Below are 15,478 nucleotides of genomic sequence, written 5' to 3' on the forward strand. Positions count from 1 at the left end.
GATCTGATAAAAATTTTGCAATTTTGTCAGCGACTTCGCACAGTATCTAAAAAAATGTGTAGAATAGCGAGGTTTTGTTTCTGTTAGCCATAACAGCAGTTTACACACTTTTTTATATATTAGAGTATTTATGAAAACGACTTCTGAAATCAGACAATCCTTTTTAGAATTTTTCCAATCAAAAGGGCACACCATTGTGCCAAGTAGCTCACTTGTACCTGACAATGACCCGACATTATTATTTACGAATGCGGGTATGAACCAATTTAAAGACGTTTTCTTAGGGCTAGACAAACGCAGTTACAGCCGTGCAACCAGTTCACAACGTTGTGTGCGTGCAGGCGGAAAACATAACGACTTAGAAAACGTTGGTTATACTGCTCGTCACCATACTTTCTTTGAAATGTTGGGCAATTTCAGTTTTGGCGACTACTTCAAACACGATGCAATTAAATTTGCGTGGGAATATCTCACATCACCGCAATGGTTAGGTTTACCCGGTGAAAAATTGTGGGTAACAGTATATGAAACCGATGATGAAGCCTACGAGATTTGGAATAAAGACGTGGGTGTGCCTGCGGAGCGTATCGTTCGCATCGGTGATAATAAAGGTGCTCCTTATGCGTCAGACAATTTCTGGCAAATGGGTGATACTGGTCCTTGCGGTCCTTGTACTGAAATTTTTTACGATCACGGTGATCACATTTGGGGTGGACCACCAGGATCTGCAGAAGAAGATGGTGACCGTTATATCGAAATTTGGAACGTGGTATTTATGCAATTTAACCGCCAAGCCGATGGCAGGATGGAAAAATTGCCGAAGCCATCTGTTGATACCGGTATGGGTTTAGAGCGTATCAGTGCCGTATTGCAGCACGTAAACTCCAACTATGAAATTGATATTTTCCAAACCTTAATTAAAGCAGTGGCAAGTTTGTTAAACGTGCAAGATTTAAACAATAAATCCTTGCGTGTGATTGCAGACCATATCCGCTCTTGTGCTTATTTAATCGCCGATGGCGTAGTGCCTTCCAACGAAGGTCGTGGCTATGTGTTACGTCGTATTATTCGCCGTGCAGTTCGCCATGGGAATATCTTAGGCGCGAAGTCAGCCTTCTTCTATAAATTAGTGCCAACGCTCGCAAAAGCGATGGGACAAGCGGGTGAAATTTTAACCACAAAACAAGCTCATATTGAAAAAACCTTAAAGGCGGAAGAAGATCAATTTGCTCGTACACTTGAGCGTGGTTTGGCGTTATTGGAAGATGCTTTAACCAAAGTTGAAAACAAACAGCTTTCAGGCGAAGTAGCATTCAAACTTTACGATACTTACGGTTTCCCATTAGATTTAACCGCCGATGTGTGTCGTGAACGTGATATTCTCATTGATGAAAAAGGCTTCGAGCGTGAAATGGAAGCACAGCGTGAGCGTGCGAAAGCCAGCAGCAATTTCGGGACCGATTACAACAACGTGATCAAAGTCGATGGTGTAACCACGTTCAAAGGCTATGAAACTACTGAAACTGAAGCAACGGTTGTGGCGTTGTTCAGTAATGGTAAAGCCGTCGAGACTATTCAGTCTGGTGAGAATGCCGTTGTGGTGTTAGATCAAACCGCTTTCTATGGCGAATCAGGTGGTCAAATTGGAGACTCGGGTCAAATTTTATCCGAGATTTGCAATTTTGAGGTTAAAGACACGCAAAAATATGGTCAAGTTTTTGGCCATATCGGGCAATTAGCTTCTGGTAGCTTATCCGTGGGTGATAAAGTATTTGCACAAATTGATACGACACGTCGTCACGCAATTACGCTAAACCACAGTGCAACACACTTATTGCATGCCGCATTACGCCAAGTATTAGGCGAGCACGTGGCACAAAAAGGTTCATTAGTGTCTGAAAACACCTTACGTTTTGACTTCTCTCAGCCAGAAGCGATCGCCAAATCGGACCTTGAAGAAATTGAGCGTATTATTAATCGCAAAATTCGTGAAAACATTGCTGTAACCACAGATGTGATGGATTTAGATGCGGCAAAAGCAAAAGGTGCGATGGCATTATTCGGCGAGAAATATGGCGATAAAGTGCGTGTTGTGGGTATGACAGATTTTTCCATTGAGCTTTGTGGTGGTACGCACATTAAACAAACTGGTGAAATTGGTTTATTCAAATTTATTTCAGAAGGTGCTGTTGCGGCAGGTGTGCGTCGAGTAGAAGCGGTAACAGGTGAAAAGGCGATTGCATTATTACACAGCCAGCAACAAGTGCTTAACCAAAGTGCTGAATTGTTAAAAGCTGACAGTGCTACTTTGGTGGAAAAAATTCAACAATTGCAAGAAAAGAGCAAAAAAGTTGAAAAAGAGTTACAACAACTCAAAGAAAAATTAGCTGCACAAGCAGGTAGTGAGTTAGCGAAACAAGCAAAACAAATCCATGGTGTGAATGTGGTGGTGCAGCGTTTAGATGGTGTTGATGCTAAAGCATTACGTACAATGGTGGATGATTTGAAAAATCAGCTTGGCTCCGCAGTAATTGCATTTGCCACCGAATCGGATGACAAAGTGAATTTGATCGTTGGTGTAACCAGTGATTTAACCAAGCAACTGAATGCAGGTGAGCTTGTTGGATTAATGGCTCAAGAAGTGGGCGGAAAAGGGGGCGGTCGTCCAGATATGGCAATGGCTGGCGGTTCTCAGCCAGAACATATTACGAAAGCTCTTGATTTAGCAATGAATTGGATTCAAGCAAAACTTTAATCATATGCAAGGCAGAAGGAATTTGCCTTGCAGTTATCATAGGAGAGTAGTGATGCTGATCTTAACGCGTAAAATAGGGGAAAGCCTATTGATCGGTGATGATGTAGAAATTACGGTGTTAAGCGTTCGTGGTAGTCAAGTAAAATTGGGCGTCAAAGCACCAAAAGAAATTGCAGTACACCGAGAAGAGATTTATCAACGTATTAAAGCATTATCTGAAAGTTCAGATAACGAAACTCGATGAAAAATGAATCTAATTAACAAGGAAATATTATGGAAAAAGTCAATTTATTTGAGTTCTGTAATATTTTTGAGCAATTAAATATAGAAATGGAATGCGATAACCCAAAGCGAAACAAGGTTCTTGCCTTGTTCGCTCCGTATTGCAAAATTTAACTTCAAACAGACCGCTTGCATTGTAGGCGGTCTACTTTTATCTAATTTTAAGGATTTAAAATGAAAGTAATCATTCCTGTTGCTGGCTTAGGAACCCGTATGTTACCCGCAACGAAAGCTATTCCAAAAGAGATGTTAACCGTTGCAGATAAACCATTAATTCAATACATTGTTAATGAATGTGTTGCCGCAGGAATTAAAGAAATCGTACTTGTGACACATTCTTCAAAAAATGCTATCGAAAACCATTTTGATACTTCTTTTGAATTAGAAACTATGCTCGAAAAACGGGTGAAACGCCAACTGTTAGATGAAGTCCGCTCGATTGTGCCAAAAGATGTGACTTTGATGCACGTTCGCCAAGGGCAAGCTAAAGGCTTAGGACACGCTGTATTATGTGGTCGAGCAGTAGTCGGAAATGAGCCTTTTGCAGTGGTATTGCCTGATGTAATGTTGGCTGATTTCACAGCGGATCAAAAAACGGAAAACTTGGCCGCAATGATTGCTCGCTTTAAAGAGACGGGTAACAGTCAAATTATGGTTGCACCTGTTGAGAAAGAAGACGTGAGCAGCTACGGTGTAGTGGACTGCCAAGGCGTAGATCTACAACCCGCAGGAACTGCGAAGATCGTTAATATCGTAGAAAAACCCGCTGTTGAAGACGCACCTTCTAACTTTGCAGTGGTTGGGCGTTATGTATTTTCTGCAGAGATTTGGGACTTATTAGCCAAAACCCCAATCGGTGTAGGTGATGAGATTCAGCTAACCGATGCGATTGATATGTTAATCGCTCAACAAGATGTTGAGGCTTTCCATATGACAGGAAAAACATTTGACTGCGGTGATAAGTTAGGCTATATGCAAGCCTTTGTTGAGTATAGTTTACACCACAATAAATTCGGTAGTTCATTTAAGGACTATTTGAAAAAATTAGTGAAAACGTTGTAATCTACTTCCATAACAAGCGGTAAGATACATCGAATTTTTTGCAAAATTTTCTTAAACAATGAGTATCTTACCGAGTATATTTTTTTATATTGTAATCTAATGATGATAAAAAAAATCGCACAAGCCGTGGGGTTCGGACTATTTTGTGCAGGTCTCATTTTATATGTGGCACCGTTGGTTAATCAGCCAATTAAACACTATTTCACGCCACAAGTTGCAAGTTATCATGATGCAGTAAAAATCGCCTCTCCTGCGGTAGTGAATGTTTACAACCAGGCTTTTGATGCCTCTAATCAACAAACTTCTCCAGAGCTTACGGTAAATAATTTAGGTTCTGGCGTTATCATGACTGAAAATGGATATATTCTGACAAATAAGCATGTTATTCAAAATGCAGATCAAATTATTGTTGCGCTACAATCAGGGGCGATTTTTAATGCGACTTTAGTTGGTTCAGACAAACTAACTGACTTAGCTGTACTTAAAATTCAAGCCGAGAATCTCCCTACCATTCCGCAGAATGCACAGCGAGCAGTGAATATTGGCGATGTCGTTTTAGCCATTGGCAACCCACTAAACTTAGGTCAGAGTATTACCCAAGGCATCATCAGTGCAACGGGACGTAATGCCTTATCTGAAGCAGGGAGACAGAATTTTTTACAGACTGATGCCTCCATTAACAAAGGAAATTCAGGTGGAGCCTTAGTGAATACTGCAGGCGAACTAATCGGCATTAATACGCTAAGCCTTGGTAAAAATAGTGATGAACTTGCAGAGGGTTTAAATTTTGCAATTCCAATAAGTCTTGCGAATAAAGTGATGAAAAAAATCATCAAGGATGGACGAGTAATTCGTGGCTATTTTGGTGTAAACAGTGCTTTATTTTATTCTGCAAAACAGCTTGGTTTGGGCGAAAAAGGGGTGCTAATTACTGGTGTCGCTGAAAATGGCCCCGCAGACAAAGCAGGAATCTTACCTGGCGATCTGGTCTTAAAAATTGGTAATGTCGAAGCAGAATCACCTACCCAGATGATGGACGCATTAGCTGATATGCAACCAAACACTTCAGTGAGGGTCTTGGTTTCCCGACAAAATCAATTATTAGAATTTACCGTTGTCATTTCAGAATTCCCTGAATAGTACAAGCGGTCTGTTTACGCAAAAATTTTACAAATCAATTATAGGAATTTTTATGGCAGTAGTAATCACCGTTGATGGCCCAAGTGGAGCAGGTAAAGGTACTTTGTGTCATGCCATCGCGGAAAAATTAAATTTTGACTTTTTAGATTCTGGGGCAATTTATCGTATTTTAGCCTTAGCCGCTTTGAAAAAAGGGATTGACTTAACGGATGAAAATAAACTTGCAGAGCTTGGCCGCCATCTTAATGTGCAATTCATACCTGAAAATGGCGAAATTAATGTCATTTTAGATGGCGAAAATGTTAGGGATCAAATTCGCACCGCAGAAGCAGGACAAAATGCCTCCAAAATCGCAGTATATCCAAAAGTCCGAGAAGCTCTCTTACAGCGACAAAGAGATTTTAGCTCAGAAAAAGGTTTAGTGGCTGATGGCCGTGATATGGGAACAATTGTATTTCCAAATGCACAGATTAAGTTTTTTTTAGAGGCTAGCCCCGAAGAACGCACAAAAAGACGAGTAAAACAGTTGCAAGAAAAGGGATTTAATGCTAACTTTGACGAGATTTTAGCCGAGATAAAAGAGCGTGATTTTCGCGACCGAAATCGTGAGGTGGCTCCTCTTGTTCCAGCACCCGATGCGAAGTTGTTAGATTCTACAAATTTATCCATAGATCAGGTTATTGAACAAGCTTTGGCTTATATCAAAAGTAAATTGTAGTTTCTTTGTCTAGTAATGGATTATTGGACTTTTATTATCAACCCCTATTAGCAGGATGCTAATCGGATGTTTCATTTTTAAGAAGAATTTTTATGTCAGAATTATCTTTTGCTGAACTATTTGAAGAATCACTAAAAGGTCAAGAAGCCCGTTTAGGTTCTATTGTTAAAGGTACTGTGGTTAAAATCCAAAAAGGCCTTGTATTCGTAGATGCTGGTTTAAAATCAGAATCTGCAATCCCTGCTGAAGAGTTTTTCAATGCTCAAGGTGAATTAGAAGTTCAAGTTGGTGATGTTGTTGATGTTGCTCTTGATGCAGTAGAAGACGGCTTTGGTGAGACCAAACTTTCTCGTGAAAAAGCAAAACGTAACGAATCTTGGGCTGCTTTAGAAAAAGCCTTTGAAGAACAAGCAACGGTTGTTGGCTTAGTAAACGGTAAAGTAAAAGGTGGCTTCACTGTTGAGCTAAATGGTGTTCGTGCATTCTTACCAGGTTCATTAGTTGATACACGTCCAGTGCGTGATTCATTAAACCTTGAAGGTCAAGAATTAGAATTCAAAGTAATCAAATTAGATCAAAAACGTAACAACGTGGTTGTTTCTCGTCGTGCAGTCATTGAATCAGTAAGCAGCCAAGATCGCGAAGAAGTATTAGCGAACTTAGTTGAAGGTTCAGAAGTTAAAGGTACTGTTAAAAATTTAACTGACTACGGTGCGTTCGTTGATTTAGGCGGTGTTGACGGTTTATTACACATCACAGACATGGCTTGGAAACGTGTGAAACATCCAAGCGAAGTGGTTAATGTAGGTGATGAAGTTACTGTTAAAGTATTAAAATTCGATAAAGATCGTACCCGTGTATCTTTAGGCTTAAAACAATTAGGCCAAGATCCTTGGGCAGCCATCGCTCAAAACCACCCAGTAAATAGCAAATTAACAGGTAAAGTAACTAACTTAACTGATTATGGCTGTTTCGTTGAGATTTTAGACGGTGTTGAAGGTTTAGTTCACGTTTCAGAAATGGACTGGACAAACAAAAATATCCACCCATCTAAAGTGGTTAGTGTTGGTGATGTTGTTGAAGTTATGGTCCTTGAAGTGGACGAAGAACGTCGTCGTATCTCTTTAGGTTTAAAACAATGCAAAGCAAATCCATGGGAGCACTTCGCAGAGACTCACAACAAAAACGATAAAGTAAAAGGTAAAATCAAATCAATCACTGACTTTGGTATCTTTATCGGTTTAGAAGGTGGTATCGACGGTTTAGTACACTTATCTGACATTTCTTGGAACCAATCAGGTGAAGAAGCTGTTCGTAACTATAAAAAAGGTGATGAAGTAGAAGCTGTTGTATTACAAGTTGATGCAGTGAAAGAGCGTATCTCTTTAGGTATCAAACAATTAGACTCTGATCCATTCACAAACTTCGTTGAAGGCACGAAAAAAGGTGCAGTAGTGAAAGGTAAAGTAGTTGAAGTTGATGCTAAAGGCGTGAAAGTTGAATTAGCTGATGGCGTAGAAGGTTATGTTCGTGCTGCTGAAGCAACTCGTGATCGCGTTGAAGACATCACAACGGTAATTAATGTAGGTGATGAGCTTGAAGCAAAATACACTGGTGTTGACCGCAAAGCTCGTGTAGTAAACTTATCTGTTCGTGCTAAAGATGAAGCTGAAGAATCAGCAGCACTGGCACAAGTGAACAAACAAGAAGAAGCTATTCCAAACGCAATGGCTGAAGCATTTAAAGCAGCTAAAGGTGAATAATTCACTCTTTTAACTCAAGCGGATATGTGAAAACATATCCGCTTGTCATATCCAAGCTAAGCAAGGAGATCCCTATGACTAAATCTGAATTAATTGAAAGTTTAGCAGAAAAGAATCAGGTAATCTCGGCCAGAGAAGTTGAAGATGGTGTAAAAGAGATCCTAGAACATCTTATGCATACTTTAGAGAAAGGTGAGCGGATTGAAATTCGTGGTTTTGGAAGTTTCTCCTTACACTATCGTCAACCACGTACTGGTCGTAATCCTAAAACAGGGGAAAGTGTCAAACTGACATCTAAGTATGTTCCGCATTTTAAACCTGGAAAAGAATTGAAAGAACGTGTTGATCATTAGTCTACACGAAGATCTTAAATAGCAATGGAGAATCACTATGATAAAATATATTTTTGGACTAATTATTGCTCTTGCTATTGTTATCGTTGCTATCACTATCGGAGCGAATAACGATCAAGTGATTACTTTTAATTATATTGTAGCTAAAAATGAATTTAAACTTTCTACCTTAGTTGCTATTCTTTTTGGCTTTGGGCTACTATTAGGTTGGTTCATTACTGGTTTCTTCTATCTAAAGGTTAAACTGCAAAATATCGCTTTAAATCGTCGTGTTAAACGACAGGCACAACAAATTAGTGAATTAACCTTACCAAAGGCTGAATAATGCTTGAACTGTTGTTCCTTCTTCTGCCAATTGCAGCATTATACGGTTGGTATATGGGGCAAAGAAGTGCAAAAAAAGATCAAGAAAGCATCAATAATAAATTTTCTCGTGACTATGTCACGGGATTAAATTTTCTTTTATCTAATCAACAAGAAAAAGCTGTTGATTTATTTTTATCAATGCTAGAAAAGCAAGAGTCTGAAAATCAAATAGCGAGTGAACCTCAATTTGAAGCAGAGCTAACTTTAGGAAATTTATTTCGTTCACGTGGAGAAGTGGACAAAGCATTGCGTCTTCATCAAGCTCTTGAGCAAAATCCAAATTATTCTTTTGAACAAAAATTATTAGCTAAACAACAACTAGCAAAAGATTTTATGGCTGCTGGTTTTTATGATCGGGCAGAAAATTATTACATCACGTTATTAGATGAACCTGAATTTGCAGTACATTCACTGACTCAGTTGATGGTTGTCTACCAAAAAACCAGAGAATGGAAAAAGGCCATTAATGTAGCTGAGAAATTATTACACATTGATACAACGACAGACCTAACGCCACTTGCTCATTTTTATTGTGAATATGCACAAACACTTAAAGACGATCCTAAATCATTTCTGGCGAACTTACATAAAGCATTAGACTATTCACCTAATTGTAGTAGAGCTTCCATTTTACTTGGAGATTATTATTTCCATATTCAACAATTTTCCGAAGCATTAACATATTATGAGAAAATTTTAGAACAAGATCCTGCATATATTAGCGAAGTATTAGAACAGATTGGGCAATGTTATGAAAAACTAGGAAAATCGGCTCAGTTTGAGCTTTTCTTAATTAAAGCTAATCAAATTAAGCATAACAGCAGTGTAGATTTAGCACTTGCAGAACTAATCGAAAAGAAAGATGGTATAGAGGCAGCCCAATCTCGACTTTATCAACAAGTTCGCCAATTTCCCAATATGATTACTTTCCACCGTTTTATTTACTACCAAATGAATGAAGCAGAAGAGGGGAGAGGTAAGGAAAGCCTTGAATTACTGCATAATATGGTCGGAGATCGTATCAAAAAAGGCTTTCAATACCGATGTTTACATTGTGGCTATCAAAGCTACCGACTTATGTGGTATTGCCCATCATGTCGGCAATGGGAAAAGATCAAACCTGTCCAAAGTATTACCGAAATTATTTAGCCCCATCATGGAGATAACTATGAATAATAAAGTGATTGTTGCACTTGACTACGAAACGGAATCGGAAGCCCTTGCTTTTGTTGATCAAGTTGACCCAAGCCTTTGTCGTTTAAAAGTCGGCAAAGAAATGTTTACCACACTAGGCACACATTTTGTTAAACAATTACAAGATCGCAAATTTGATGTATTCCTTGATTTAAAATACCACGACATTCCAAATACGGTAGCAAGAGCAGTACGTTCTGCAGCAGATCTGGGTGTTTGGATGGTTGACCTTCATGCCTCAGGTGGCTTAAGAATGATGGAAACAGCCAAACAAATTCTGGAACCATACGGCAAAGACGCCCCCCTATTGATTGGGGTCACCGTTCTCACCAGTATGGAAGATCTTGATTTACTCCAAATCGGCATTAATGCCTCTCCAATGGAGCAAGTTATTCGTCTTGCCCACCTTTGTCAACGAGCAGGTCTTGATGGAGTTGTTTGTTCTCCACAAGAAGTTGAAGTTTTACGTACACACTGTGGTAAGGATTTCAAACTAGTTACTCCAGGAATTCGTCCTGAAGGCAGTGATTTTGGTGATCAACGCCGTGTCATGACCCCAAAACAAGCGATTGAAACGGGTGCTGACTATTTGGTGATTGGACGTCCAATTACCCAAGCTCAAGATCCGCTTGCGATATTAAAATCAATCAATACCGCTATTGCCTAACAAGCGGTCAGATCCGAAGGAAATGTTGCAAATGGCATTAGTGTATTCAACTGAAAAGGGACGAATTATTCCAGAAAAAATGCAACCTGAGCGACCAAAAGGTGATGGAATAATTCGCATACAACGTCAAACAAGTGGGCGAAAAGGAAAAGGCGTTTGTGTGATTACAGGCCTTGATTTAGACGATAAATCTCTTGTTTCACTTGCTTCTGAGCTAAAACGTCGAACAGGGTGTGGCGGTTCAGTTAAAGATGGCATAATCGAAATCCAAGGCGATCACCGAGATCAACTGAAGCAAATTCTCGAACAAAAAGGATTTACGGTTAAGTTTTCAGGTGGATGATTTTGGATTATATAAACTTATATTCAAATAGTCGGTAATACGAAAACATAACCACCTTTTCTTAATACTTTATCAGTCGCTCTTAAAAATCCATTTTTTACGCTATTAATTTTTACAAATTAATAGCGTGATCCACTTCTCATTTTTTACTTTTTGTTTTTGTGATTTTATATAGAACAATATAGTATTGAAGAATATATTCTCTAATGCTTAGTTTTATGGAGTGTTTCCATCAAAACTGAGCATTACTGAGGATACTATAAATATCTATTGCAAATTATTCATCACAACATTAAGGGAAAAACATGAAAAACCGTATTTTCTTATTATCTGCACTAGCTGCATCTCTTCCATTACCAACACTCGCAAATGGTTTTTGGAAATCAGATTTAAATGAAAATTTAACCAATGTAGCGAAAAGTATCGGTCATGAGGGATTCCATCAAGATACAGAAGGAAAACCTTGGCCAGGTATTGGTCCAAATGGTGAAGCCGCAGGCAGCCTGACGTTACCTTATGCACGAATTCCGGCTATGACGATTACTGATGATAATAAGATGGTAGTCATGTTTGACTTACGTTGGGGAGGCTCAACTGACCATGGTCGTATTGACCCTGGTGTAGCTATTTCTGAAGACGGTGGTCATACCTGGGAAAAAAGAACTGCTTGGAATTTTAATGAGTCAAAACTTCCTCTTCGTAGAGCAATGGATCCAACTATTTTACATAATAGTATTGATGGTAGCTTATATGTGATGCATGGAACTTGGTCAACGGGTTCTCAAAACTGGTATCGAGATAGAATTGCTTACTATAGGGACAATGTTTGGGCTACGACTATCTATAAATCAACAGATGGCGGTTACACTTGGAATAAGAATGCAGAGTTTAGCAAGAATATTAATAATGAAGTGTTTGCAAAAGTTCAAAAGGGAGCGGGAAATCAAACTGTTGCATTTTTAGGTGGTGTAGGAAGTGGTATTGTAATGAAAGATGGAACATTGGTATTCCCAATTCAGACTGCTCACTTAAATGGCATTGCGACAACAATTATGTATTCAAAAGATAATGGAAAAACGTGGGATATGCCTGAAACCACAACGCCAGTAGCTCCAAATCAAATCTCTTTAGAAAATATGGTATTTGAGATAGGATCTAAACTTGTTATGACAGGAAGAGAAGATCGACTTGGACGCGATCAGGCTAAAGGTAGATGGGCCTATTACACAGAAGATCTTGGTAAAACTTGGAATCTCTATGAACCTGTTAATGAATTTAGTTCCAGTACAGCACAACCCACTCAGGGGTCTTCTATCTATGTTACTTTGCCAAATGGACGTCGAGTATTATTAGTCTCTAAACCAAATGGTAATCACGATAATTGGGCTAGAGGTAACTTAGCACTTTGGATGTTAGATGCAAAAAATCCAGAACATAAGCATCAAGTAACTATTATCCGACCTGGGTCAGGGAATCCAAAAGGAGCAGGGTATTCTTCTTTAGCATATAAAGAGGGAAATCTTTTTGTGGCATTTGAAGATGATGGTGATATTACGGTTAAGAACTTAACAGAGTATCTTTCAACTATTGAAAATAAAGCACTTGAATGGGGACTACCTGATGAAATATCTCATGAAATCGAAAGAATACAAGCTCTAGAATATCTTAATAAAGGGCAAAAAGATGAACTCATTGCCAAAATGCGTAAGGCTAATGATTATGCGGTATCACAATCTTTCGTATTAAATCAAGAAATGAAAGAATTAAAAGTCGTAATTGAAAACCTAAGTTTACAGTCAAAAGCTAAAACAACGGCAATGCCGTCTAAAATTAGAGCTTTTAATGAATATTTAGATGAAGTTTCTAATTTGACAGGTAATGAAAGTCCACAATTCATTGATTATTTCGGAATAGCAAACTTAGAAAATATGTTAAATAGCTATTTTTTAGCACTAGATACAAAATTAGATTTTTCTAATTATGTTAATCAGGCTAAAAAATTAAATAGTTATAACAACGATATTCTTTATAGTTCATATGATAAAGTTTTTATTGAATATGATTCAATGTTAAAGAATAAAAAATATAATCCTTCAGTTGCATTAGGATTAAATACGGATATTTCTGAGAATAGTGCTGTTGGAGTTTTCTTTGAACAACGTTCTAAAGAAGGTAAAACAAAAACTGTTGGGCTGAGAGCGAAGTACGACAACAACAATAATACATTATCTAGTTTTGTTCGTTATAGAAGCGTTAAACATGAAGATATAGCAGGCAAAAACAACAATGTTGATTTATATCTAAATTATGCTCGACAATTTGCTGTTGATAATCAACTCACTGTTAGCCCATTCGTAGGTGTTTATGGCTCTTTTTCATCTCGTACATTATTGGATGAGGATGTAGCAATGAATAAAAGATTTGTATTTGGTGGCGATGTTGGAATAAATATTGGTTATCAATTATCTGGAGTTAAAGTAGATATTAGACCTAGTGTTGCATTACTAAACGATAGTAGTACATTATCGCAAGCCAATTATGAACAAAATCAATATGAAGTAAAATCAAGCAACCTAGTTTATGGGTTAACAACAAGTATTGAGAAAAAATTCAAAAATGTGTCTGTTGGCTCTAAAATTAAATTACAAAAGTATGGCTCTCAGTCATCTGATGTAAATATTGGAGTAAATCTCAGTTATAACTGGTAAGGTTGTAAAAAAACCTAGACATTTTTAAAATGTCTAGGTTTTTTATTTTAGTCTAATAATAGACGCTAGCTATTTTTTAAAATAATTTAATAATGGTTCTGGATTTTGGATATATTGTGAAAGCTCCTTCTTATCTGGGCTGCCTAAATACGGAATTTGTCCTAATAATGGAGCATCAATTCGTTGAGAGAGAAGCTCAATGAGTTCAAAATAATGACGAAGCCCTGGATTAACTCGATTGGCTACCCATCCTAGTAATGTACATCCTTGTTGTTGAATCGCATATGCAGTGAGTAATGCATGATTAACACAACCTTCTTTAATACCCACAACTAAGACAACAGGCATTTGATTACGCTTAACCCATTCCGCAAAACTCAGTCCTCGATTTATGGGCGTAAGCCAACCATATGTTCCTTCAACAATTACATTATTATATTTCTGCTGCAAATGTGCTAAGTCTTTATCTAACTTATTACTTGATATATGGCGAACCGCATCGAGTGCAGCAAAGACGGGGGTACTTGAGTGGATAAACGAATAGCTGTTAATCTCTTTGTATTGTACAGGATATACGCAACTATCCTGAATTATCAGTACATCCTTATTATCTTCGCAAGCATAGTCATCATTATTCGGCTCGGTGGGTAGTGAATCATCACCACCACAAGCTATAGGTTTATATCCAACTACTGGAATTTCATATTTAGAAACTGTTTGTAATAAGGCTCGGGTAACAATGGTCTTGCCCACATTAGTATCCGTCCCCGCAATAAATATCGCTGGCATTTTGATTCTCGAATAAAAAAAGTGGGGCGAAGTTTAACGAACTTTTTACAATTTAATTATGTTCTGAATCAAATTTCCGGCATAAATTTCATATTTTATTGCAGCAGATGGAATGAGCGGACTGTTCCATTCATATTGGCTTGTGACTAAATCAATATTGAGATCATCTTGACGCAAGTTCACCACAATTTTTTCTCTTATTTTTTCAAATAATGCGGTCTGTATAGAGAGTAGAGGTGAACAGAACATAATTTTTTCCGTCGAAAAAAGATTAATGAGATTAAGCAACATGTAAGAAAGATTATCTGCAATATGCTCTAAAATATGTAGGGCAGCAGCATTTTCTTTTTGAATGTGCTTGCAGAACCATTCTATTTTTTGACGGATAGTACCAAAAGGGTTCGGTAAATAATGATCTATTGCCTTGACTAATGCATTAAACGTAATTTGATTGGCAAGTTGATAACGTTCCATTTCATTTAAATTTTCGCCAATAAAGTCACTCAACTCGCCAAATTTGGGCATTAACATTTTATCCACATTCATCCGTTTATGCTCATCACGGTGAAGCAATTCGCCACGAAGTAACACACTCAAATTAATGGCTTCGTCTAACTGCAAGAAAATCACATCATCATGACTAATTAAGCTACCTAATGCAGACTCAGCCAATAACCAAAGCTGGAAATGTTCATTTAAATAGACGGGTTTATCCACCAACATCTGCAATGCACTGAATAATTCAACATCTAATGTTTTATTACCTAATCGTACTACACCTGTTTTATCTCGATTCAGCTTCCCAATAACACTAACAGACATAGCTAAAACATATTCTAATTCAACAGAGCAATATTGTAAGAAATTTTTTAGAGACGTTGTCACGCTTTCTAACAGTTCAGTACGAGATAAGTTCAGGGTATATCTTTGCTGATGAATAGCTTTACCAGATAATTCACATAAAAAAATTGAAATATCAGTTTCAGACAAAATCATACAGATATAACGCCAATGAAAAGAAGAGAGTGATAAGCCTACCGCAGGACGCCCTCGACTGGGTAAATTTTGAGCCGTGCGTTCAAGCACTAATTTATGATCAATTAGCTGCTTGCTAAGACCCGTAATCGATGCAGGTGCGTAACCTGATAATTTTGCCAAATCTGTTCGAGAAATAAGCTCAAATTGCTCAATAAGCTGATAGACCTGTCCTAAATGCTGAAATTTATAATCGTTAGATGCCGTTTTCATATAAAACCTTTTATAATTATCTGCTCCATAAGAGAGTTTTGTATTTTCCAATCTTTGGATAAAATGGCAAATATTTTGAATAAATTATGA

At 37.9% G+C, this 15,478-nt stretch carries 14 protein-coding genes; 12 read left to right on the forward strand and 2 right to left on the reverse strand.

The genetic code is table 11. From position 1 onward, the window contains the following. Positions 1 to 130: 130 nt before the first annotated feature. The 12 genes from alaS to A4G17_RS07710 all read left to right on the forward strand — a co-directional run bounded on the left by alaS (position 131) and on the right by A4G17_RS07710 (position 13,351). Positions 131 to 2,755, forward strand: coding sequence for an alanine--tRNA ligase (gene alaS, locus A4G17_RS07655; RefSeq protein ID WP_123956160.1), 2,625 nt, complete (start codon positions 131 to 133; stop codon positions 2,753 to 2,755). A gap of 52 nt (positions 2,756 to 2,807) precedes the next feature. Further along, positions 2,808 to 2,999, forward strand: a complete 192-nt coding sequence (gene csrA / locus A4G17_RS07660) for a carbon storage regulator CsrA (RefSeq protein WP_123956159.1) — start codon at positions 2,808 to 2,810, stop codon at positions 2,997 to 2,999. A gap of 212 nt (positions 3,000 to 3,211) precedes the next feature. Next, positions 3,212 to 4,099 (forward strand): UTP--glucose-1-phosphate uridylyltransferase GalU, encoded by an 888-nt coding sequence (galU, locus tag A4G17_RS07665; protein WP_123956158.1) that lies wholly within the window; start codon positions 3,212 to 3,214, stop codon positions 4,097 to 4,099. Between the two features lie 102 nt (positions 4,100 to 4,201). After that, positions 4,202 to 5,239: an outer membrane-stress sensor serine endopeptidase DegS gene (degS, locus tag A4G17_RS07670; RefSeq protein ID WP_123956708.1), complete on the forward strand. Its 1,038-nt coding sequence runs from the start codon at positions 4,202 to 4,204 to the stop codon at positions 5,237 to 5,239. Positions 5,240 to 5,291: 52 nt separating this feature from the next. After that, positions 5,292 to 5,957, forward strand: a complete 666-nt coding sequence (cmk, locus tag A4G17_RS07675) for a (d)CMP kinase (protein WP_123956157.1) — start codon at positions 5,292 to 5,294, stop codon at positions 5,955 to 5,957. 92 nt (positions 5,958 to 6,049) lie between these two features. Further along, a complete protein-coding gene (gene rpsA, locus A4G17_RS07680) occupies positions 6,050 to 7,720 on the forward strand; it encodes a 30S ribosomal protein S1 (RefSeq protein WP_123956156.1) in 1,671 nt (556 codons plus the stop codon). 74 nt (positions 7,721 to 7,794) lie between these two features. Then, complete coding sequence (locus tag A4G17_RS07685) at positions 7,795 to 8,073, forward strand: integration host factor subunit beta (RefSeq protein ID WP_123956155.1); 279 nt, start codon at positions 7,795 to 7,797, stop codon at positions 8,071 to 8,073. Between the two features lie 37 nt (positions 8,074 to 8,110). Then, the gene (locus A4G17_RS07690) at positions 8,111 to 8,398 is read left to right on the forward strand and encodes a LapA family protein (RefSeq protein WP_123956154.1); all 288 of its coding nucleotides are present in this window, start codon (positions 8,111 to 8,113) and stop codon (positions 8,396 to 8,398) included. After that, positions 8,398 to 9,588, forward strand: coding sequence for a lipopolysaccharide assembly protein LapB (gene lapB, locus A4G17_RS07695; RefSeq protein WP_123956153.1), 1,191 nt, complete (start codon positions 8,398 to 8,400; stop codon positions 9,586 to 9,588). The genes A4G17_RS07690 and lapB overlap by 1 nt, the downstream gene beginning before the upstream one ends. Before the next feature lie 19 nt (positions 9,589 to 9,607). After that, complete coding sequence (gene pyrF / locus A4G17_RS07700; RefSeq protein WP_123956152.1) at positions 9,608 to 10,300, forward strand: orotidine-5'-phosphate decarboxylase; 693 nt, start codon at positions 9,608 to 9,610, stop codon at positions 10,298 to 10,300. Positions 10,301 to 10,331: 31 nt separating this feature from the next. After that, entirely contained in the window at positions 10,332 to 10,643 is a 312-nt protein-coding gene (yciH, locus tag A4G17_RS07705; RefSeq protein WP_123956151.1) for a stress response translation initiation inhibitor YciH, read from the forward strand. A gap of 305 nt (positions 10,644 to 10,948) precedes the next feature. Next, positions 10,949 to 13,351, forward strand: coding sequence for a sialidase family protein (locus A4G17_RS07710; protein WP_123956150.1), 2,403 nt, complete (start codon positions 10,949 to 10,951; stop codon positions 13,349 to 13,351). Between the two features lie 69 nt (positions 13,352 to 13,420). Here A4G17_RS07710 and bioD read toward each other — a convergent pair whose 3' ends face one another. Both bioD and A4G17_RS07720 read right to left on the reverse strand, forming a co-directional pair. Next, entirely contained in the window at positions 13,421 to 14,140 is a 720-nt protein-coding gene (gene bioD / locus A4G17_RS07715) for a dethiobiotin synthase (RefSeq protein WP_123956149.1), read from the reverse strand. A gap of 45 nt (positions 14,141 to 14,185) precedes the next feature. Next, positions 14,186 to 15,388: an ROK family protein gene (locus A4G17_RS07720; protein WP_123956148.1), complete on the reverse strand. Its 1,203-nt coding sequence runs from the start codon at positions 15,386 to 15,388 to the stop codon at positions 14,186 to 14,188. Between the last annotated feature and the right edge of the window lie 90 nt (positions 15,389 to 15,478).

Source organism: Frederiksenia canicola (assembly GCF_011455495.1).
Lineage (GTDB): Bacteria > Pseudomonadota > Gammaproteobacteria > Enterobacterales > Pasteurellaceae > Frederiksenia > Frederiksenia canicola.

Bases quoted from the DNA above. Each gene is read 5' to 3' on its own strand.
- pyrF (WP_123956152.1), top strand. From the start codon at position 9,608: ATGAATAATAAAGTGATTGTTGCACTTGACTACGAAACGGAATCGGAA.
- A4G17_RS07685 (WP_123956155.1), top strand. From the start codon at position 7,795: ATGACTAAATCTGAATTAATTGAAAGTTTAGCAGAAAAGAATCAGGTA.
- A4G17_RS07720 (WP_123956148.1), bottom strand. From the start codon at position 15,388: ATGAAAACGGCATCTAACGATTATAAATTTCAGCATTTAGGACAGGTC.
- rpsA (WP_123956156.1), top strand. From the start codon at position 6,050: ATGTCAGAATTATCTTTTGCTGAACTATTTGAAGAATCACTAAAAGGT.
- A4G17_RS07690 (WP_123956154.1), top strand. From the start codon at position 8,111: ATGATAAAATATATTTTTGGACTAATTATTGCTCTTGCTATTGTTATC.
- yciH (WP_123956151.1), top strand. From the start codon at position 10,332: ATGGCATTAGTGTATTCAACTGAAAAGGGACGAATTATTCCAGAAAAA.
- lapB (WP_123956153.1), top strand. From the start codon at position 8,398: ATGCTTGAACTGTTGTTCCTTCTTCTGCCAATTGCAGCATTATACGGT.
- cmk (WP_123956157.1), top strand. From the start codon at position 5,292: ATGGCAGTAGTAATCACCGTTGATGGCCCAAGTGGAGCAGGTAAAGGT.
- A4G17_RS07710 (WP_123956150.1), top strand. From the start codon at position 10,949: ATGAAAAACCGTATTTTCTTATTATCTGCACTAGCTGCATCTCTTCCA.
- galU (WP_123956158.1), top strand. From the start codon at position 3,212: ATGAAAGTAATCATTCCTGTTGCTGGCTTAGGAACCCGTATGTTACCC.
- alaS (WP_123956160.1), top strand. From the start codon at position 131: ATGAAAACGACTTCTGAAATCAGACAATCCTTTTTAGAATTTTTCCAA.
- degS (WP_123956708.1), top strand. From the start codon at position 4,202: ATGATAAAAAAAATCGCACAAGCCGTGGGGTTCGGACTATTTTGTGCA.
- csrA (WP_123956159.1), top strand. From the start codon at position 2,808: ATGCTGATCTTAACGCGTAAAATAGGGGAAAGCCTATTGATCGGTGAT.
- bioD (WP_123956149.1), bottom strand. From the start codon at position 14,140: ATGCCAGCGATATTTATTGCGGGGACGGATACTAATGTGGGCAAGACC.